The organism is Nitrospirillum viridazoti CBAmc (assembly GCF_000730165.1).
Lineage (GTDB): Bacteria > Pseudomonadota > Alphaproteobacteria > Azospirillales > Azospirillaceae > Nitrospirillum > Nitrospirillum viridazoti.
In genome coordinates, this window is record NZ_CP022110.1 from 1,089,218 (window position 1) to 1,108,617 (window position 19,400).

General features: G+C 69.5%; 15 protein-coding genes. 3 read left to right on the top strand and 12 right to left on the bottom strand.

Annotated elements, in window-relative coordinates; translation table 11 throughout:
* Positions 1 to 144 precede the first annotated feature (144 nt).
* Positions 145 to 2,826, bottom strand: a complete 2,682-nt coding sequence (locus Y958_RS05055; RefSeq protein ID WP_186291267.1) for a TonB-dependent receptor plug domain-containing protein — start codon at positions 2,824 to 2,826, stop codon at positions 145 to 147.
* 628 nt (positions 2,827 to 3,454) lie between these two features.
* On the opposite strand from Y958_RS05055, the gene Y958_RS32725 reads away from it, so the two are divergent.
* Genes Y958_RS32725 through Y958_RS05070 form a run of 3 tightly spaced genes read left to right on the top strand, consistent with a single transcriptional unit; the run spans position 3,455 to position 5,580 of the window.
* A complete protein-coding gene (locus Y958_RS32725) occupies positions 3,455 to 4,249 on the top strand; it encodes an IclR family transcriptional regulator (protein ID WP_211098534.1) in 795 nt (264 codons plus the stop codon).
* Between the two features lie 30 nt (positions 4,250 to 4,279).
* Positions 4,280 to 5,041, top strand: a complete 762-nt coding sequence (gene lra1 / locus Y958_RS05065; protein ID WP_088871145.1) for an L-rhamnose 1-dehydrogenase Lra1 — start codon at positions 4,280 to 4,282, stop codon at positions 5,039 to 5,041.
* A gap of 20 nt (positions 5,042 to 5,061) precedes the next feature.
* The gene (locus tag Y958_RS05070; protein ID WP_211098535.1) at positions 5,062 to 5,580 is read left to right on the top strand and encodes a nuclear transport factor 2 family protein; all 519 of its coding nucleotides are present in this window, start codon (positions 5,062 to 5,064) and stop codon (positions 5,578 to 5,580) included.
* Positions 5,581 to 5,760: 180 nt separating this feature from the next.
* Here Y958_RS05070 and Y958_RS05075 read toward each other — a convergent pair whose 3' ends face one another.
* From Y958_RS05075 to Y958_RS05125, 11 genes are all read right to left on the bottom strand, one after another.
* On the bottom strand, positions 5,761 to 6,735 hold the full coding sequence (locus Y958_RS05075; RefSeq protein WP_088871147.1) for a carbohydrate kinase family protein: 975 nt from the start codon (positions 6,733 to 6,735) through the stop codon (positions 5,761 to 5,763).
* On the bottom strand, positions 6,732 to 7,778 hold the full coding sequence (locus Y958_RS05080; RefSeq protein ID WP_088871148.1) for an SIS domain-containing protein: 1,047 nt from the start codon (positions 7,776 to 7,778) through the stop codon (positions 6,732 to 6,734). Before Y958_RS05080 ends, Y958_RS05075 begins: the two co-directional genes overlap by 4 nt.
* Entirely contained in the window at positions 7,775 to 8,836 is a 1,062-nt protein-coding gene (locus Y958_RS05085) for an ADP-ribosylglycohydrolase family protein (RefSeq protein ID WP_088872488.1), read from the bottom strand. Before Y958_RS05085 ends, Y958_RS05080 begins: the two co-directional genes overlap by 4 nt.
* Positions 8,837 to 8,850: 14 nt before the next feature.
* The gene (locus Y958_RS05090; RefSeq protein WP_145727976.1) at positions 8,851 to 9,852 is read right to left on the bottom strand and encodes an ABC transporter permease; all 1,002 of its coding nucleotides are present in this window, start codon (positions 9,850 to 9,852) and stop codon (positions 8,851 to 8,853) included.
* Complete coding sequence (locus tag Y958_RS05095) at positions 9,849 to 10,937, bottom strand: ABC transporter permease (RefSeq protein ID WP_088871149.1); 1,089 nt, start codon at positions 10,935 to 10,937, stop codon at positions 9,849 to 9,851. Before Y958_RS05095 ends, Y958_RS05090 begins: the two co-directional genes overlap by 4 nt.
* Positions 10,921 to 12,492, bottom strand: coding sequence for an ABC transporter ATP-binding protein (locus Y958_RS05100; protein ID WP_088871150.1), 1,572 nt, complete (start codon positions 12,490 to 12,492; stop codon positions 10,921 to 10,923). The genes Y958_RS05095 and Y958_RS05100 overlap by 17 nt, the downstream gene beginning before the upstream one ends.
* Positions 12,489 to 13,544 carry a BMP family lipoprotein gene (locus Y958_RS05105; protein ID WP_088871151.1) on the bottom strand — a complete coding sequence of 352 codons (1,056 nt, stop codon included), beginning with the start codon at positions 13,542 to 13,544 and terminating at the stop codon, positions 12,489 to 12,491. The genes Y958_RS05100 and Y958_RS05105 overlap by 4 nt, the downstream gene beginning before the upstream one ends.
* Complete coding sequence (locus tag Y958_RS05110; protein WP_186291268.1) at positions 13,541 to 14,476, bottom strand: nucleoside hydrolase; 936 nt, start codon at positions 14,474 to 14,476, stop codon at positions 13,541 to 13,543. The genes Y958_RS05105 and Y958_RS05110 overlap by 4 nt, the downstream gene beginning before the upstream one ends.
* 34 nt (positions 14,477 to 14,510) lie before the next feature.
* A complete protein-coding gene (locus Y958_RS05115; protein ID WP_088871153.1) occupies positions 14,511 to 15,596 on the bottom strand; it encodes an alkaline phosphatase D family protein in 1,086 nt (361 codons plus the stop codon).
* Positions 15,597 to 15,663: 67 nt separating this feature from the next.
* Positions 15,664 to 18,078, bottom strand: coding sequence for a TonB-dependent receptor domain-containing protein (locus Y958_RS05120; RefSeq protein WP_244909417.1), 2,415 nt, complete (start codon positions 18,076 to 18,078; stop codon positions 15,664 to 15,666).
* 297 nt (positions 18,079 to 18,375) lie between these two features.
* Positions 18,376 to 19,383 (bottom strand): LacI family DNA-binding transcriptional regulator, encoded by a 1,008-nt coding sequence (locus Y958_RS05125; RefSeq protein WP_088871155.1) that lies wholly within the window; start codon positions 19,381 to 19,383, stop codon positions 18,376 to 18,378.
* Positions 19,384 to 19,400: the final 17 nt, after the last annotated feature.

The window sequence follows — 19,400 nt, forward strand, 5'->3', positions numbered from 1 at the left end:
GAAAGGAAAAGTGCAGGTGCCGCGGAGGATCGTTCGCACCATCGGCCGCGACACCTGCCAGGGGAGGAAGGAGTAATACGGAGATAAGACCGTACGGGTACCAGATGCCGGGCGGGGCGGGGGCGCCCCACCCGGCGATCGGCCTCACCACTTCTTGGTCAGGCCGATGGAGATGACGCGGCCCAGGGGGGACGCGGCGGTCAGGTCGACACCGGAGATGCCGTTGGTGTTGTAGTAATAAGGCGGGTCGGTATCGAAGACGTTGTTCACGTCCAGCGTCGCCTGGATGCCGCCCATCATGCCTTGGCCGGGGACGTTCCAGGCCAGGTGCAGGTCGGCGGTGGTGAAGCTGTCCACCTTCTGGACCCCCAGGCCGCCCGTGCTGGCGTTGCTGTAGCCGTTGGTGTAGTTCACGAAGACACCGGCGGTGTAGGCGTCCAGCGTCCACATCAGGCTGGCGCGGGCCTTGAAGTCGATGGCGTAGTCGGTGTTCAGCAGGGTGTTGATGGATGTGGCGCCCTTCACCTTCTGATCGAACTGCCACAGCCAGGTGCCGGCGAGGCCGGCGGTGAAGGCGCCCACCCGGCCGGCGTCCCAGCCATAGCTGATGTCGAAGTCGACACCCTGGATGAACTCGTCGGCGAAGTTCTGGCGCCGCAGGTCGTAGATGGCGGTGGGCAGCTGCGCCGACAGGTCGAAGTTGCCGTCGTGGCGGAAGCCGTTGGTCAGCGCCAGGGCCTGGGCCAGCGTCGGATTGTAAACGCGATAGGCGTCATACACCGGGTTCTGCGGCTGGGTGACGGGGTTGAAGGTGGGGAAGGTGATGACGTTGTAATAGTCGATGCGGAAATAGCTGGAGCTGACCTTCAGGCCTGGCAGTTCCTTGGGCTTGTAGTCGAAGCCGGCGGAATAGGTGTCCGCGGTTTCCGGCTTCAGCTTGTTGCCGCCCGCCAGGATGATCGAATACTTGTTGGGGTCGAAGCTGACGAAGTCGCTGAAGCGGATGGCCCGGGTGTCGATGGCGGTGCCGGCGTCCGCCAGGCTGGGCGCGTGGAAGCTGGAACCGAAGCTGCCGCGCAGGGTCAGGCCGTCGAAGGGGGTGTAGGTCAGGCCCACCTTGGGATTGGTGGTGTCGCCCACGTCGCTGTAGCTGTCGTAGCGGGTGGCCAGAGACAGGTTGACGGCGCGGATGCCGGGCACGGCGTTGTCCTCGCCCACGATGGGCACCGACAATTCGCCGAACACCGACTTCACGTCCCGTTCCCCGATGGAGGAGAAGGAGGAGACGGCGGCTTCGCTGGCGGTCAGCCAGCTGGCGGGATTGGTCGGGCCCACGCTGTTGCTGGCGGCGAAGCGCTCATGCCGGATGTCGGCGCCCACGGCCGCCTTGATGGTGCCGCCGGGCAGGTCGAACAGGGGGCCGTCCGCCTTGAACAGCCCTTCTTCCAGGAACTGCTCGCCACTGTAGCGGGTCTGATAGTCGCGCAGGGCGCTGGTCACGGCGGGGCTGTTGGCGGCACCGATGCCGGTGGGGTTCAGGGTGCCGGCGGCGGCCAGGTCGGTGGCCAGGGTCTGGTTCAGGCCGTTCTGGCGCACGTCGTCGCGCTCGAACCCGAAGTTGCCCACCACCTTGCCCTGCCAGCCGTGGGTCAGGTCGATGTCGGCACCGACATTGGCCACCTGGGTGCTGGTGGTGGTGTGGTTCAGGAAGGAGCCGCCGGGGTAGTAGGTGACCGTCTCATTCCCACCGCCCAGGCCGGGGACAGCGACATAGTACGGGCTGCTGCCAGGAACGGTGACGGAGAAGCCGCTGTTGTTGGGCGAGGCCTGGGCGGAGGTGGAACTCATGCGCGTGGTCATGACGCGCCGGCTATAGATCTCGTTGGCGAACAGCTCGATGCCGTCGGTGATGGCCTGGCGGATGGAGATCAGGCCCTGGTCGCGATGCTGGTCGGGGTAGAGGTCGTCATCCAGCCGGCCTTCGCACTTGTTGGGCTGGCCCGCCTTCAGGGCGCCGGTGGCCGTCAGGCCGTAGGTGACGCCGCCGGCCGTGACGTTGGCGACGGGGCAGTTCTGCACCCGGTTGTCGCCCCAGCCCTTGGACGTGGCGTTGTCCGACATGTAGGAGCGGCTGCTGGGCTTCAGCTCCGAATTCCCGGAATGCTCATAGTCCAGCAGGATGGAGCCGCCATCCCAGGTCTTGCCGAACAGCTGGCTGAAGTTCTGCGTGTCGTAGGAATTGCCGAAGCCCGCCTGCAGGTGGGTCTCGGCCCCGTCGTAGTTGCGGCGGGGGATGAAGTTGATGACGCCGGCCACCGCGTCCGACCCATAGATGGAGGAGGCGCCGTCAGCGATGACCTCCACCCGTTCCAGGGCGGAGACGGGGATGGCCGACGGGTCGGGGGCCGTCTGGTTGATGCCGGCGCCGGGCAGGCGCAGGCCGTCGAACAGCACCAGGGTCAGGCCGCCGCCGCCATTGCCCACGCCCACGCCGTGGATGGCGGGCTGGTCGACGAAGTTGGCTTGGCCGAAGCCGGTGTTGCTGCCGGTGGAATTGAAGTTGCCCACCTGCGGAAGGGAGCGCAGCAGTTCCGTCGCCGTGGTCGATCCGGTGGCGACGATGTCGTCGCGCGTCACCGTGCTGACGGCGGAGGACGGGGCCTGGATGCCACGGATGCTGGTGCCGGTGACGATGATTTCCTCAAGCGGCTCGCCCGTGTCGGCCGCCGTCCCGCCCTGGGCGGTCGCGGGGGCCACCTGGGCCAGGGCCGGGACGCTGGCGGTGCCCAGCAGCAGGGCCAGCGCCGCGGCCAAGGGCTTGGCCAAGGGCGCGGCCAGTGGTGTGGCGGCCGGTCGGCATGGTAGGTGACAGCGGTGTCCCATTTGAGCGTCTCCCTTTGTATTTTCGTTGTCGTTCGTGTCGCGGGCTGGACAAGCGGTCCCCATCGCCGGCGATCCCGATGGGGAAGGCCGGTTGGGCTGCCACCCGCATAGTGGTGATGTGAGTTGCGGTGCGCGTGACCGGCACGCGCCGAAAGCCCCAAGTTCTTGAGGCGCTTAAGCGTTCTGTCCCTGTCTTATTCATTATGTGCCGGAATGCTATCGCCCTCGGCAGGGGGAGTCAAACCATATTATGCAGCGTACTGACATAATATGAAATTAATGCCCGTCGGTCTGATGGCGGGCCGAGGGCAGGGACGCCATGACCCGACGGTGAATAGTTGGCATCGGCCCACCGTGATGCGACTTCCCCTAGTTTTTTGATGTTGCGCGTACATTTACCGCCTATGCTAGGCGGGGCGTGCGACCGTGAGTGGCGAAGATATGCTTCAGATTCCGGGATGAATCTGGAATTGGCGGCCAGCCTGTCCATCGTTCGGGCCAGGCCTTGAAAGAAATTCCATTATGCGATACTGGAACCGTGAATATGGCACAACCTAGGAAATCCAGCGACATGGACCCCGATGATGAGATCAAGGGAGCGCCGTCCGGCAGCCAAACCCTGTTCCGTGGGCTGGACGTCATCGACGTGGTGGCGGAGGGGAGCATCGCCCTGCCGGCGTTGTCGGAGCGCCTGGGCCTGACCAAGTCCACCACCCATCGCCTGGCTTCTGCCCTGGTGGAGCGGGGCTACCTTACCTTCGTGGCGCGCGGTGGCTACAGCCTGGGGCCCAAGCTGCTGGAACTGGGCTGGCTGGCACAGCAGCAGATGCACCTGCCCAGCCTGGCGCGGCCCCACCTGGAAAGCTTGGCGGCCGCGACGGAGGACACGGTCCACCTGGGCATCCTGGACGGCTTCCAGGCGTTGTACCTGGACAAGGTGCCGGGCCGGCGCCGGGTTGTGATCGGGTCGCGCGTGGGGGAACGCCACCCCATCGCCTCCACGGGCTTGGGGAAGGCCTTGATCCTGGACCATGACGAGGCCGCCTGGCGCGAATTCTACGAGGCGCAAGGCTCCAGCGTCGGCTTGGCCATCTGGCTGGAGCGCATGCGCGCCTATGCCGGCAAGGGCTACGCCTTCGACCTGGAGGAGAACGAGGACCAGATCCGCTGCGTCGCCGCCCCCATCCGGGGGGCGGGTGGCGAGATTGTGGCCGCCATCAGCGTCTCCAGCGCCGCCCAATACATGAGCGACGCCCGCATGGAGGGGCTGACCGCCCAGGTCATGGGCGTGGCGCAGGATATCAGCCGCGAATTGGGGTGGAGCGAGCGGGTGGGCCAGCGCCGGCCGCGTAAATCCAAGGCCTAGGGCGGCTTCACGTCCAGAGAAGGAGAAGCCATGCTGCTTCAAGGGAAGACGGTCCTGATCACCGGCGGGTCGCAGGGGATCGGGCGGGCCGCCGCCATCGACTGTGCCCGTGCCGGTGCCGATGTCGCTATCAATTACCTGGGGGATGAGGGAGAGGCGGCGGAGGTGGTGGCCGCCATCACCGCCCTGGGCCGCCGCGCCATCGCCGTGCGCTCCGACGTGGCCGATCCGGAGGCGGCTCCCGCCTTCGTCCAGGCGGCGGTGGCGGCGCTTGGGGGCGTCGACGTCTTCGTCAGCAACGCCGGCATCTGCCCCTTCCACGCCTTTCTGGACATGCCGGTGGATGTCTTGGAACGCACCATGCGGGTCAATCTGCATGGCGCCTATTTCATGGTGCAGGCCGCAGCCCAGCGCATGGTGGAACAGGGGCGGGGTGGGGCCATCATCGCCGTCAGTTCCATCAGCGCGCTGGTCGGGGGCGAATATCAAACCCACTACACCCCCACCAAAGCGGGCGTGCATTCGCTGATGCAGTCCTGCGCCATTGCGCTCGGTCGCCACGGCATTCGCTGCAATTCCGTTCTGCCCGGCACCATCCAGACCGCCATCAACCAGGACGACCTGGCCGATCCGGAGAAGCGCGCCCGCATGGCCGCACGCATTCCGCTGGGCCGCCTGGGCGTGCCGGAGGATTTGGCCGGCCCCATCGTCTTTCTGGCCAGCGACATGGCGCGTTATGTCACCGGCGCTGCCCTGCTGGTGGACGGTGGCGCTTTCGTCAACCTTCAATAATCGAGCTTGGGAACCTCTTCATGCATCGGAATATGGCCGTTCTGCTTCTCGGCACTGTTCTGTCCGCAAGCGGCTTCCTCGGGGTCGCCGAGGCGCAGGAGGCCGTGATGGCTGCCGAGGACGTGGATGCGCTGTTCACCAGCCCGGACCCAGTCCTCAATCGCAACAAGCAGGCTGCCTACCACATCCTGAAGGATTTGCTTGAAGCCAATCACTGGGAAGAGGCCGACCGTTGGCTCACGGCCGACTATCATCAGCATAATCCCATGGTTCCCTCCGGCCGCGACCATGTCGTGGACTTCTTCACCAAGGTGCTCAAGCGGACGCCGCGGCCTGTCCCGGAAAAGATGGCTACCCCCGTTGTCGCCGTGCTGGCGGAGGGTGATCTGGTGACGGTGGTTCTCCGCCGTGTCCTGAAGGAGCCGAAGGACCCCTCCAAAACCTATACGACCACCTGGTTCGACATGTGGCGGTTCAAGGATGGGAAGGCAGACGAACATTGGGATCCCACCAGCAAGGACCTGCCCCCCGGCCCGTGATCAACGCTGGCAAATACGGCGTCGACGTGCAAGGGCGGCTTCCTTGTGACCCATCAAAGCAAAGACAGAAAATAAGACGCTCGTGTCAATGCCCGGTCTCGTGTCGTCAAATGGGGCCAGCGATGGGGCGTGGGCTCCGGGATCCGGCCATGCCACCATATCGCCTGCGTGTCGCCGGCGTCATGGGGTGGAAATGCCGCCATGGACCCGCCCGGTGTTGTTCGGCTCCGGGTCTGCAGTATCCAATACCGAGGCCACAGCGGCATGGTCGGGGAAGCCCGCCCGGGCACCGATGGCGGTGATGGCCAGGCTGGCGGCGGCGGCGGCGAAGCGCAGGGCGTCGGCCAGGCTGTCGCCGTGGAGCAGGCGGGCCAGCACGGCGGCGTTGAAGCAGTCGCCGGCTCCGGTCGCGTCCACCAGACGTGCCGGGAACGCGGGCTGGATCACGCTCTCCTCACCCCGCACGGCGATGGCCCCCCGGGCGCCCAAGGTCACCACCACCAACCCTGGCCCCTGGTTCAGCAGCGCCCGTGCATGCTCCGGCGTCGGCGGCTGGCCGGTCGCGGCGCGGAACCCGCCTTCGTTGAAGAACACGATGTCGCTCAGGGGCAGCAGCGCCGCCAGCCGTTCCGGGCCCGGGGCCACCGCCGCCTCCACATCGATGGCGACCAGGGTGCCGGCGGCGCGGGCCAACCGGCTCACGACCTCGAACTCCGCCAGGTCGTACGGCATGGCGTAGACGACGCGGGACTGTTCCAGGGCCGGGGCCAGGGTGGCCGTATCCAGCGGCCAGCCGGGCAGCGGCGCGTAGACCAGCGCCTTCTCCCCATCCCCCTGCACCAGGATCAGCGCCGTGGCACAAGGCCCCGCCACCCGCCGCACCCACTGCGGGGCGACGCCGAAGCGTTGGAATTCCGCCACCAGGTGGTCGCCATCGCCATCATCGCGGCCGACCCGGCCGTAGGCTGCGGTGGGCAGGCCCAGGCGGGCGGCGGCGCAGGCCACATTGGCCGCCGTGCCGCCGGCATGGCGTCCCAGGTGCCGGCCCAGGACCTTCTCATCCGCCGCCGGCGCGCGGTCCACGGCGAAGACCAGGTCGATATTGGGGTCGCCATAGGCCAGCAGGCCAAAGCGGCGGGCGCCGGGCGGGATCATCGGGTGGTCCCTGTGCTGGCGATCATCCGGAAGCGGCCAGCCCGGGCGGCGGCGTCACCGGCGGCCAACGCCAGCGCCTGACCCTGCATCAGCAACGGCAGGGGCGTCATGGGCTCATCCATCCCGGGCATGGGGAAGTCCGGCCCGCCCAGCACCGCCGCCGCCGCACCGCGCGCGTGGGCGGCGGCGGCGGTCTCAGCCAGGTGGTCCGCCGCGCGCGCGCCGGGGGGCGCCAGGACCAGCACCAGGTCTGTGGGGGTCAGGGCCTGCAGGCGCAGGGCGTGATGAAACTCCTCCACTGCATGGGGTAGGGCCGCCAGCCCCGCCGCCGCCGTCAGCAGGTCGGCGATGCAGCGGGCGGTGCCGGTGTTGGGGCCGGCGCCGACGATGTGCAGATGGCGCCGGGTGGCCAGCGTGGCGCCCAGGGCGTGGATTGCGGTGTCGGATCGCAGGACCCTCTCCAGGGTGGCCGGCAGGGCGGCGACCTCCCGGCGGGGGCCCGCCATCGGCCGCCGCAGCACCTCGCCCCATTCCAGCGCCAGCAGGATCAGGACGGCCAGCGTGGCGGTGGTCGATTGCGTGGGCATGCCGTCCTTGCTGGCACCGGGGCACAGGCCCCAAACCGGCGGGGCCAGGAAGGGCGTGCCCTCCCGATCGCAGATGCCGATGACCAGGGCGCCACTCTCCCGGGCGCGGGCCAGGGCGTCATGGGCCGGCGACGGACGCCCGCTGGAACTGATCACCGCCACGGCGGTATGGGCTCCCAGGTCGGGGTGGCCGTATCGCGCCAGTTCGAAGGCCTGGACCGCCTGGCAGGGAATGCCGGCATAGGCGGCGAAAGCCGGTGTGGCCATCAGCCCGACGGACAGGCTGTCGCCGGACCCGGCCACCAGCAGGCGGCCGATCCCCCGGGTGGTCAGCGCCGCCGCCAGGTCCCGCACTGGTGCGGCCAAGCGGGTTAGCGCCCTGTCCACGGCGGTGGGGGTGTCCGCCCGCTCCCGTGCCGTGGCGGGCAGGGGCATCAAGGTGTCGGCCTCCGTCATGCCGCCAGCCGCCGCTGGGCGATGGCGGCCAGCTCGGCCGCCAGGGCATCCAGGTCGTAGTCCACCGCGTTCACCGCCCTGAATTCGGCGGTGAGGCCGGCCGGCAGGGCGGAGGCGCCGCACAGGGCGCCGGCCAGCGCTCCCGCCATGGTGGCGATGGAATCGGTGTCGTTGCCGATGGTGGCCGACAGGGCGATGGTGCGCAACGGGTCGCCCTTGGCGTGGGCCAGGATGGCGATGGCCGCCGGCACCGATTCCGCCGCCAGGACCGAGGCGCCGACCTGCGCGTCCAAGGCCTCAAGAAAGGTCAGGTCATCCGTGGCCCGCGCGGCGATCTCCAACGCCAGGTCCAGGCGCGCCTGAAAGCGGGGGCCGGGGCCCACGCGGGCATGCCGGGCGGCCAGGGTGGCGCCCTGGCGTCCCCCCTCGATGCAGGCGATGATGACGTCGGCGATGTCGTCCGTCACCAGGGCCCGGGCCGTGCCGGCGGCGATGGCGCAGGCGGCGGCGATGGCGACATCGGTGTCGTGCGAGGGCAGGCAGGTCACCAGCGCCTGGGCGCAGGCGGCGTCCAGGTCGCCAGGATGGACCAGACCGGCGGGCGCCACCCGCATGGCGGCGCCATTGGTGGTGCCTATGGTCGTCATCTTGCGCCGCGACTGGCCGATGACCCCCACCAGGGCCGGGTCGGTGCCGGCACGCAGGGCCGCCACGATGCCCACCGTGCTGGGCCCCATGAAGCCGGCCTTGGGCGAGGTGTCGGCCCAGTCCAGCAGGCAGGCGACCCAGCCGGCCGCGTCCAGCCTGCCCCCGCCGCGCACCAGGGCGCGGGCCAGGTAGTACATCTGGCTGGCGTCGTCCGTCACCTCAGCCCTCTTGCCGGCGTTGGCGCCGGCGAAGGTGTCGGCCGTGGGCGTCACGAAACCGGTAACCAGCCCGCCATGGGCGGCCAGTATCTCGGCCATGGACCATTGCTCGGTAGGCGCGCCCAGCGCGTCGCCCATGCCGGCCAGCAGCAGCGAACCGGCGATCCGGTTATGCAGGGAGGATGTGATCATGGATGTCATGTCCGTCAGGAGGAAAGAAGGGCGGCCCGGCCGGCCGCGGCGCGGCGACGGGCGGCCAGGCGTTGGTGCTGCTTGACCAGGACCAGGGCGGCGATGGTGACCAGGGGCGGGATCATGAAAACCACCTCGGCCGGCACGGCCAGCAGGCCCAGGCGGGCGGCCATGACGGTGGCGCCCCCGAAGACCAGCGCCGCCGCCACCGTGCCCAGGGGCCGGCGGCCGCCCAGGAACACGGCGGCCAGGGCCAGGTATCCCCGCCCCGCCGCCATGTCGGCCTGGAACAGCGTCAGGTAGCCCATGCCGAGGAAGACGCCGCCGCCGCTGGTCAGCAGGCCACTCAGCAGCAGGCCGGCATAGCGCAGCCGCCTCACCGGCAGACCGGCGGCCAGCGCCGCCTCCGCGTTTTCCCCCGCCGCCCTGAGGCGCAGGCCGAAGACCGTGTGGCGCAGCGCCCACGCGACCCAGCCGGTGGCGGCCAGGGCGCCGTAGACCAGCACGTTGTGCCCGGCGTTCCCGTCCCCGTTCAGCAGGACGCCCAGCACCGGCACGCCGCCCATGCCAGGCCAGCGCAGACTGGGCAGGGCGAAGCTGGTCAGGCTGGCGGTCGAACCCTTGTCGCCCGTCAGGTGGGCCATCAGCAGCACCGTCAATCCCTGGGCCAGGATGTTCAGTCCGATGCCGGCGACGATCAGGTCGGCCCCCAACTCCAGATGGAACACGGCCAGCAGGCCCGCCAGCGCCGTGCCGGCCAGCAGGCCGGCGGCACAACCCAGCCACGGGTGCAGCCACAGGGGGGCGTCCGGGAACCACAGGGCGGAATAGGCGGAGGTGATGACGCCGGCGAAGGCGGCCACCAGCATCACACCCTCCAGCGCCACGTTGATGCAGCCGGCCAGTTCGGAGACCAGGCCGCCCAGGCTGGCGAAGATGATGGGGGTGGCGGCGCGCAGGGTGGCGGCCGCCACCACGGCGGCCACGGTGCCGGCCGCGATAAGGTCCAGGCTCATGCCGCCCTCCCACCGAGGTTTGTGCGGACGCGGCGCATCAACCCCAGGGCCAGGGGCGCCAGGCGGTCCGACACCACGAACAGGATGATCAGCGCCTGGATGACCAGAACCACCTCGCGCGGGACATCGGTGGCGCGCTCCATGGCCTGGGCGCCCACCCGCAGGTAGGCGTAGCCCAGGGCTGCCAGGGGCAGGGCGCCCACCCGCCCGCGCGCCAGCAGCGCCACCACGATGCCCTCCAGCCCGATACCGGGGGTGAGGTCGACGGGCAGACGCTTCAGCAGGGCGTTCGACACGTGGAAACCTGCCAATCCGGCGAACGCGCCACTCAGCGCGAACGCCAGCGCCGTGGCCCGGGCCACTGGCACCCCGGCACGGACCGCGAACCAGGGGTTGGCGCCGGCCAGGTCGATCTCATACCCCAGGGTCGTCCGCCGCAGCAGGAACAGGGCCGCCGCCACCGCCGCCGGCGCCACCAGCACCATGGCCGTCACGGTGGTGCGGGCGATCAACGGCGCCAGGGTCGCGGCCTCGGGCAGCGGGGGCGTGGTGATGAAGCCGGCAGTGGGGTCATTCAGTACCCGGCCCACCACCAGGCGGTAAACCTGCACCGCCACCACGTTTAGCATCAGGGTGGTCACGATCTCATTGGCCTCGAACCGGGTTTTCAACAGCCCTGCCACCAGGCCCCAGCCTGCGCCGGCCGCCGCCGCCGCCAGGAAGGCGAGCGGCAGGGCGGTCGGCGTATCCCCCAGACCCAGGCTGACGGCCGCGGCCGCCAGCGCGCCCATGAACAGCTGGCCGTCAGCCCCCAAGGAGAACTGCCGCGCGCGGAAGGGGATGGCGATGGCCAGCCCCACCAGGGTCAGGGTGGTGGCGTCCTGCAGCCAGGCGCCGAAGCGCACCAGCCGATGCACCACCATGCGGCCATCGGCGGCGCGCTCGATCGAGGGCAGGGGGCCGGTCAGCAGCGCGCGGAAGGCGGCCCAGGGGTGGTCGCTGACACAGGCCATGACGGCGAAGCCCAGGGCCAGGGCGGCACCCACGGCCAGGGCGATGCGGGCCCCTTCACGCGACGGCGTCATGGTCGCCCCCGTCCACCGAGGGCCCCAGCCCCGTCATATGCAGGCCCAGGGTCTGGGCGTCGACGGCCCCGGCCGCGAACCGGGCGACAATCCGCCCCCGGTACAGCACGGCGATGCGGTCCGACAGGGCCAGCAGTTCATCCAGGTCAGCCGAAATCAGCAGGATGGCGGCACCCTGATCCCGCAACGCGGCCAGGCGGGAATGCAAGGCGGATGCGGCGGCGATATCCACGCCCCGGGTCGGCTGGCTGGCGACCAGGAAGGCGGGGGCGTCGGCGATCTCACGCGCCAGGATCAGCTTCTGCATGTTGCCGCCGGACAGCGCGCCCATGGGCTGGTGCGGCCCGGCCGCGCGCACGCCGAACCCGTCGATCACCGCCTGCGCCCAGCGTCGCGCGGTCCCGCGATCGATCAGGCCCCGTTGCGACAGGGGTGGGTGGGCGTAGCGGGTGGCCAGCAGATTGTCGAGGATGCTGAGTGTCGGGGCGGCGCCGTCATGCAGCCGGTCCTCCGTCACCACCGCCACGCCCTGGGCGCGGACGGCGCGGGGGGATAGGCCGGTGAAGACCCGGCCATCCAGGCGGGCGTCGCCGGCGCCGGGGATGGCGGCGCCGGACAGCAGGCGCGCCAGCACGTCCTGGCCGTTGCCCTCCACCCCGGCGATGCCCAGGATCTCGCCGGGTGCCACGTCGAAGCCGACGTCGCGCAGCCGGATGGCCCCGTCATCGTCGACATAGCCCAGGCCACGGGCGACGACACGCGGGGCTGGGCGGGTGCGGGCTGTGCGCCGGGGCGGCGGGGGTGGCAGGTCCCCGCCCACCATCAGGTGGGACAGCGCGCCCTCATCCAACTCCGCCATGCGGGCGCTGCCGGTGACGCGGCCCTGGCACAGGACGGTCACGCCGCCGGCCAGGGCCTTCACCTCATCCAGCTTGTGGGTGATGACCAGGATGGTGCGACCGGCGGCGGCCAGTTGGCGCAGGGTGGCGAACAGGGTTGCCGTCTCCGGCGGGGTCAGGACGGCCGTGGGCTCATCCAGCAACAGGGTGCGCGCGCCCCGGTGCAGCACCTTCAGGATTTCCACCCGCTGGCGCACGCCGACCGGCAGGCTGGCCACCGTTGCCGCCGGGTCCACGGCCAGCCCGGATTGCTCCACCAGCGCCCGGACGCGGGCCGCCGCCGCCGCCCGGTCCAGCCGGCCGCCAGCCCGGCGCGGCTCATGCCCCAGCACCACGTTTTCCGCCACCGTCAGCGACGGCACCAGATTCAGGTGCTGCGCGACCAGGCCGACCCCGGCGGCGATGGCGTCGCCGGGGTGGCGGAAGTCCACCGGCCGGCCATGAATGCGCAGGATGCCGGCCGTCGGCCGCTCCAGCCCGTACAGCATCTTCATCACCGTGGACTTGCCGGCGCCGTTCTCACCCACCAGGGCGTGGATCTCGCCGGCCGCCACGGTGAAGCTGACACCGCTGTTGGCCAAGGTGCCGTTGGGGTAGCGCTTCTCCACATCCTCCAAGGCGATGGCCAACAAGGGTGGGGCGATAGCGGGGGTCATGGCTGTCCCCCTGCGAAGGCGGTGGGCACGGTCAGGGTGCCGTCGATGATGCGCTGGCGCGCGGCCGCCACCGCGGCACGCACGGTGGGCGGCACCGTCAGGGCGGCCTCCGGATTGTCCGCCAGGCCGATGGCACCCTCTTTCAGGCCCAGGGACTCCGTCCGGCCCAGCGGCAGGCGGCCTTGTTGCCACAGCCGCAGGGCGCGCAGGATGGCGGCGTCCACATTCTTCATGACGGAGGTCAGGATGCGGGCGGCGCGGCGGGGGCTGGACGCGCGGTAGAGGGCCGCCTGGTCGGAATCCACGCCGATGACGTAGCGGCCGGTTTCCTCGGCCGCCTCGATGACGCCTTGGCCGGTGGCCCCCGCCACCTGGAAGATGACGCCGGCTCCCTGGCCATACTGGGCCTCGGCGATCTCCTTGCCCGTCGCGGGGTCGGAGAAGGAATTGGCGAACTGGCGCAGCACGGTGATGCCGGGTGCTGCGTCCTGCGCCCCGGCCCCGTAGCCGGCGGCGAAATCGTTGATGACGGGGATGGGCATGGCGCCCACCAATCCCACCATTTCTCCGGCCCCGGGTATCGTCCCCGCCCGCGCCAGGCCAGCCGCCAGCACGCCGGCCAGATAGCCGCCCTCGTTCTGGCGGAAGCGCATGGAATAGACGTTGCCGCAGGCGCAGTGGGCGTAGTCGACCACGCCGTCGAACAGGATGAAGGTGACGTCCGGATAGTCGGGGGCCACCTTCTGCACCAGCGGCCCCATGGTGTAGGTGCCGGTCACGATGATGGGGAAGTCGCCGCTGTCGGCCAGATCCACCAGGCCGCTCTCCCACCGTGTGGGGTCGTAGCCGCCCTCGATGGTGCGGGTGGCCAGGTGTAGGTCGGCCTCCGCCTGGCGCAGGCCCCGGGCCGCGGAATCGAAGAAGGACTTGTCGCCCAGCGCCCCGTTGACGAAGAAGGCCACGCGCGGCGACCCGCCCTCCGCCGCCCGCGCGCCGGCTGGCGCCAACCCCGCCATCACCATCAGCATCAGGGCGAGCGCCGGTGCTCTCATGGCAGCAGGGCCAGGCGCTCGGCCATCAGGGACAGCAGGCCATCCGTATCCAGCCCGGTGTACAGCGCGGCGTTGACCTCGCCCTCCTGGTGAAGGTGGCTGCGCCCCTCGTCGGGGCCCGGACGCCAGTCCACCTCCAGCCGGCCGGCCTGTCCGCTGAACAGCTGGGGCCGCAGCAGGGCCGCCACAGGACAGGCGTCGTGCAGTAGGGGGTCCTGTTCGCCGTACACCGCCAGCATGGCGGCCAGGGCCTGGGCGGATCGCTTGGGTTGGGTGGCTAAGGACGCCAGCCAGGCGGGGGTCATCGCTGCCTGGCTGGTCACGTCCAGCGGGAAGACCTCCAGCCTGGCGCCTGCGGTCATGACCACATGGGCGGCCGCCGGGTCCGCCCAGAAATTGAACTCCGCCGCCGGGGTGACATTGCCGGGGCAATGGGCGGCCCCGCCCATGATATGGATGGAGCGGGCCCGCGCCAGCAGGCCGGGATGCCGTATCTCCACCAGGGCCAGGTTGGTCAGCGGTCCCATGGCCACAATCACCATGTCCGCCCCCAGCGGCGAGAGCAGCAGGTGGGCCAGGACGTCGGCCGCATGGTCCGCCGCTTCCAGGGCCACCCCCGGGTCCACCCCCGGGGCCGCTACCGGCCGCGCATCGCCGCCCAGGCTCACCCCGCCCAGCCCATCCTCGCCATGCACCAGGTTGGTCCGGGCCTGGGGATACAGCAACGGCCGGGCGGCCCCGGCGTGGACGGGAATGTCCGGCCGACCGAACAGGTCCAGCAGGCGTCGGGCGTTGGCGGCGGTGACGGCCACCGGCCGGTTGCCGGCCACGCAGGTCACCGCGCGCACGTCCAGTTCGGGGGAGGCGACCGCCAAGGCCAGGGCCAGGGCATCGTCGATGCCGGGATCACAGTCAATCAGAACCGCAGTCATGAACGTCTTTCTTGGGAAATAGCAAAAGCGTGTTTCAGGAGTGCAGGCTGTCCAAGGCCACCGCGTGCTGGATGCCGAGGCCGCCATTGGCCGTCCGCACCTCCATCACCACCTGGGGTTCCGGCGCCTCCCACAGGATGTGGATCATGCCGAAATTGCGCTGGGCCACGGTGCCGACGGGCAGGCGGTTGAGGTTGGGGCCGGGCAGGGGCCAGAAGTGGGTCAGGCCGCTGCTGGTGACGTCATAGAGGGGATAGGGCGTGCCCCGCGTCAGGACGCTGATCTCGCCGTAATGGACCTCGCCGCTCAGGAACAGGACGCCGCCGGCGCCGGTGCCTGCGATCAGGTCGGCCAGGCGCTGGCGCTCCAGGGGAAAGTTGGTCCAGGCCTCATAGCCCCGGTGGCCGGCGGCATAGGGGACGCTGGACCCGATCAGGCGAACCTGGGCCGGTCGCCGCAGCTGCGCCTCCAGCCAGCGCCATTGCGCGGGCCCCAGCATGGTGGCCGCCGGATCCAGGTTGGGCAGATAGGGGCCGAAGCCGCTCTTGGCCGTGCGTTCCGGCTCGTCGTGGCGCAGCAAGGGGCTGCGGTTGTAGCGCAGGTCCAGCAACAGGATCTGCACGCGCCGCTCCGGCGGGCCCAGTTCCAGCGCATGGTAGACGCCATCGGGGCGCGTCCGCCTTGGGTCGTTCGCGGGCACCTGGAAGAAGTCCAGGAACAGCGCGCGGGTGGCCTCCTTCCCGGGAAAATCGGCGCCGCCGTCATGGACGCCATAATCGTGGTCGTCCCAGGTTGCCTCGATGGGCACCTGGGCGCGGAAGGCCCGGAATTCGGGGGAGGCGTCAAGCCGCTGGTACATCTCGGCCAGGGCCGGGATGATCCCCGCCTTGGCCGTCACGGCGTCGTCGGCATAGACGGTGTCGCCCAGGAACAGGAACAGGTCGGGGTCGGTCGCGGCGATGGCCGGCCAGATGTCCTGCGCCATTTCCGGATGATCGCAGCAGCCGAAGGCGATGCGCGTCAGGCGTTCCCCGGCCACACGCGGCGCCGGGGCGGCCCGTCCCAGGCGGGTCAGCAGCGTGGCGCCCGTGGCGGCCAGCAGGGAACGGCGGTTGAACATCGGGCCCCCTGGGGGTGAAGGGCCCCGCCGGTGACGGCGGGGCCGGGTCAGGCTTTACGTGTCAGGCTCAGTACTTGGTACGCAGCGTCACGACGAAGGTGCGGGGGCTACCCAGGAAATAGCGGCCGGACGTCAGCGGATTGCTGGTGGTCAGTTCCATGCCGATGCCGGCCAGGTAGTGCTGGTCGAACAGGTTGTCGATGTTCACCGCGATCTCGGTGTCGTGAAGCGGGCCCGTCCAGCTGTCATCCAGGCGATAGGTCGCCGACAGGCCCACCAGGGTATAGGCTGGCATGTATTCCCGGGGGTAATAGGCCGGGCCGCCGGCCACCACCGTGTTCTGCACCGCGCCGTAGGTCCCGGCCTGCCGCCCGACATAGCGGGCGTTGACCATCAGGCGCAGCGGGTCGATGGGGCGCCAACCCACCTCGCCATACAGGCTGTGACGCGGCTGGCCCAGCACCGGATCGCCCTTGGCAATGCCCTCCGCCGGGGTCGCGACCTTGTAGAAGGCGTCGTTGAAGGCGTAGTTGCCGTAGAGGTCGACGCTGCCGAACTGGGCGGTGGCGGTCAGTTCCACACCGCGTGAGGTGATGCCGCCCTGGTTCAGGAAGGTGGTGGTGGCGTCGCGGCTGAAGATGTCGCCGTCCGGGTTGCCGTTCTGGATGGAGATGCGATTGTCGTAATCGATCCAGTAGCCCTGGACGGAGACGCCGAAATTGCCCAGGGCCCAGCGGGCGCCCACGTCGTAGTTGGTGGAGGTCTCAGGCTGGATGCCCTTCTTGCTGTCGATGGCGGCGGTGCCCTCGAACACGCTGTCGGGCAGGGCGCTGAAATTCTGCGACCCGCTGGCGAACAGTTCCAGGCTGTCGGTCAGGTGGTACAGAAGGCCCACCTTGGGCAGCACGTCGGAATGAACGCTCAGTTCCCGCGTGCCGGCGAACTCCACGGGCGAGCGGTAGGTCTCATCGAAATCCTGGTAGGTCAGGCCGGCCGACACCTCCGCCTTGCTGTCCAGGAAGCGCAGCTTGTACTGGCCGTAATACATGTGCGTGTCGGACGCGTAGTGGCGATCCTGGGTGATGGAGTACAGGCCGCTGTCGCTGTAGTCGTCGCTGATCTTGGGATCGGTGACCTTGTACCAATTGCGGGTCTTGGCGCGGTCGATATGCTCCACCCAGATGCCGGCGCGCAGTTCCTGGTTATCGCCGATGGTGCCCTTCAGCTCGCTCAGGCCGCCCTCGCGATCCATCTCATAGCCGCCTTTGCGGCGGGAGGCTTCGCGGGCGCCCCATTGGCTGGCGGGGTTCATCTGGTATTTGGCGGCGGCCGGGCAGCCGGCGGCCTTCAAGGACGCGGCGCTGGTGCCGCCGGGGTAGGTGACGGCCGCCACCGGGATCAGGGCGCCGCTGGCGGTGTGGGCGTACTGGTTGGCATAGCATTCCTGCACCGTGCCGGTGGCCTTGCCGCCGGGTGCCACCGCGCTGTACAGCTGGCCGTTGGCCGGTAGCTGGACGTAGGGCACATAGAACCAGCCCGCCCCCTCCTCATGATGGTAGTAGGGCTTGACGGAGAAGGAGATGGTGTCCGTCAGGGGTGTCGAAATATCGATGTGGCTGAAGTATTCGCGGCTGTCGATGCCGCGTGTCTTGCGGTTGTTCTGGTCGATATTGGGGTCGCCGGTCCAGGCGTCGGTCAGGCCGTCGGTGTTGGGATTGGTCTCGAAGTTCGCCTTGTAGAAGGGCGCGCTGACGGCGCGCAGGGCCACGGCGTCGTAATCGTTATCCGACAGGTTGTTGTAGCTGAAGCTGGCCTTCACCTTGGCGCCGTTGTCGAACTCCTTCACCATCTTGAAATCGACATGGTCGCGCTTGCTCTCGCCCGATTGGGCGCCGGGCCAGGTGTTCAGCTGCTCATGCGAATAGCTGACATAGGCCGTCAGGCCGCGTGCGATCTCGCCCGTGTCCAGGCGGGCGAAGGCGCGGCGGTAGCCGACATCGCCGCCCGACAACTCCGCCGCGCCGCCGGCGGTGGCGGCGGGGTCGCGGCTCTGGAAATCGATGTAGCCGCCCAGGGCCTGGTTGGACGGTGTGCCGATTTCACCCGCCGATTGGGAAACGGAGATGCGTTCCAGGTTGCCGCCATCGACCAGGCGTGACGGCATGGTGCCGCCGTTGGACAGGGTGGAGCCGTTGGGGATGCCGTCGACGGAAACGCCGATCTGCTCCTTGTTCAGCCCGCGCATACTGAGGCGCATGGAAAAGCTGCCGGTCATGGCGTCGCTGGACCCCACCAGCACGCCGGGCACCCGGTTGATCATCTTCAGGGGATCCAGGCCGGGCGGCAGTTCCTTGATGGCCTCTGCGTCGACGATGCTGTTGGCCCGCGTTTCGCCGATGCCCAGCTTGTGGGCGGTGATGACGATCTCATCCAGGGCGTCGTCAGCCCCAGCCACATCCACCGCCCCGGCCGTTCCAGGCATCACTCCGGCCAGTATCCAGAGCGAGGCGCCCGCCAAGGCCGCCCTGGTCAGTCCATTTCCCCGCTTCGCCGTCCGGCGCCCCATCATCCGCTTCATGCCCCAATACCCCTTCTTGGTTTCGGCCCCTGCGTGATCCCTGCGGCCCCGCCGCAGTGCCTCGATCCGTTGTGGGTCCGTGATGAAACGTTTCATATTTAAAGCGCGGCACGTGCGCAATGTCAACTTATACGTTTCACTTAAATGTCACGAAGAGGGCTTCCACCCGATGCGCCAACGGGAAGGGATGGGCGGCAGGGGTCAGGCGGCGGGTGGGGGCGCCACGGTGCCGCGTTCGACGTAGGTCACGTCGAACACCAGGCGGCGCCGGGATTCCGTTGGCTTGGCGATGCGCCGCAGCAGCGTGTTCACCGCCTCGATTCCCATCTCCTCCACCGGGATGTTGATGGTGGAGAGGCCGGGGAAGGCCAGCGCGCCGTAGGGAATGTTGTCGAACCCGATGATGGAAACATCCTCCGGCACGCGCAGGCCCCGCTGGCGCAGGGTGTTGATGGCGCCCAGCGCGATCAGGTCGGCGCCCACGCACAGCGCGGTGGCTGACCCGTCCGCCACGGCGGCGGCCACCGCCGGCTCCAAATCGAAGGAATAGGCGTTGTGCAGGTGCCAGGCCAGGGCGTCGTGCCGGCGCAGCACCTCGGCGCTGCTTTCGGACCGTTGGCGGGAACTGCGCACGTCGGTCGGGCCGGAAATGACGCCGATGCGCTGGTGCCCCGCCCGGATCAGCCGCTCGGCCGCCATGCGCCCCCCGGAATCGACGTCGATCTGGATCAGGTCGTGGCGGGGATTGTCGCGGTCCAGCACAAGCACGGGCAGGCTGCCGGTCAGGTCGGCCAGCGTGTCCTCGTCATTGATGGGAAACCAGATCAGGCCGTCCACCCCGCGCTGGATCAGGGCCTGGGCGGCGGCGCGCTCGGCCTCGTGCGAACCTTGCGTGTCGGTGACGAAGACGCTGTAGGCGCTTTCGCGCGCCGCGTGGACGACATTCTGCGCCAGGGCCGGAAAGAACGGGTTGGTGAGGTCGGGCAGGATCAGGCCGATGGCGCTGGTCTTGCCTGTGCGCATGGCCTTGGCGCTCAGGTTGGGGCGATAGCCCAGGCGCGCCGCGACCTCCAGCACATGGCGGCGCGTGTCACCGCCCACGGAACCGACGTCGTTCAGGGCGTACGACGCCGTGGCCACCGACACGCCCGCCGCCAGCGCCACGTCCTTCAGGGTGGGGCGTTTGCCGCTGTTTTCATCTTTGGTCATCGAGGTCTCTGGGGTGA

Bases quoted from the DNA above. Each gene is read 5' to 3' on its own strand.
- Y958_RS32725 (WP_211098534.1), top strand. From the start codon at position 3,455: ATGGACCCCGATGATGAGATCAAGGGAGCGCCGTCCGGCAGCCAAACC.
- lra1 (WP_088871145.1), top strand. From the start codon at position 4,280: ATGCTGCTTCAAGGGAAGACGGTCCTGATCACCGGCGGGTCGCAGGGG.
- Y958_RS05070 (WP_211098535.1), top strand. From the start codon at position 5,062: ATGCATCGGAATATGGCCGTTCTGCTTCTCGGCACTGTTCTGTCCGCA.
- Y958_RS05075 (WP_088871147.1), bottom strand. From the start codon at position 6,735: ATGATCCCGCCCGGCGCCCGCCGCTTTGGCCTGCTGGCCTATGGCGAC.
- Y958_RS05080 (WP_088871148.1), bottom strand. From the start codon at position 7,778: ATGACGGAGGCCGACACCTTGATGCCCCTGCCCGCCACGGCACGGGAG.
- Y958_RS05085 (WP_088872488.1), bottom strand. From the start codon at position 8,836: ATGATCACATCCTCCCTGCATAACCGGATCGCCGGTTCGCTGCTGCTG.
- Y958_RS05090 (WP_145727976.1), bottom strand. From the start codon at position 9,852: ATGAGCCTGGACCTTATCGCGGCCGGCACCGTGGCCGCCGTGGTGGCG.
- Y958_RS05095 (WP_088871149.1), bottom strand. From the start codon at position 10,937: ATGACGCCGTCGCGTGAAGGGGCCCGCATCGCCCTGGCCGTGGGTGCC.
- Y958_RS05100 (WP_088871150.1), bottom strand. From the start codon at position 12,492: ATGACCCCCGCTATCGCCCCACCCTTGTTGGCCATCGCCTTGGAGGAT.
- Y958_RS05105 (WP_088871151.1), bottom strand. From the start codon at position 13,544: ATGAGAGCACCGGCGCTCGCCCTGATGCTGATGGTGATGGCGGGGTTG.
- Y958_RS05110 (WP_186291268.1), bottom strand. From the start codon at position 14,476: ATGACTGCGGTTCTGATTGACTGTGATCCCGGCATCGACGATGCCCTG.
- Y958_RS05115 (WP_088871153.1), bottom strand. From the start codon at position 15,596: ATGTTCAACCGCCGTTCCCTGCTGGCCGCCACGGGCGCCACGCTGCTG.
- Y958_RS05120 (WP_244909417.1), bottom strand. From the start codon at position 18,078: ATGCCTGGAACGGCCGGGGCGGTGGATGTGGCTGGGGCTGACGACGCC.
- Y958_RS05125 (WP_088871155.1), bottom strand. From the start codon at position 19,383: ATGACCAAAGATGAAAACAGCGGCAAACGCCCCACCCTGAAGGACGTG.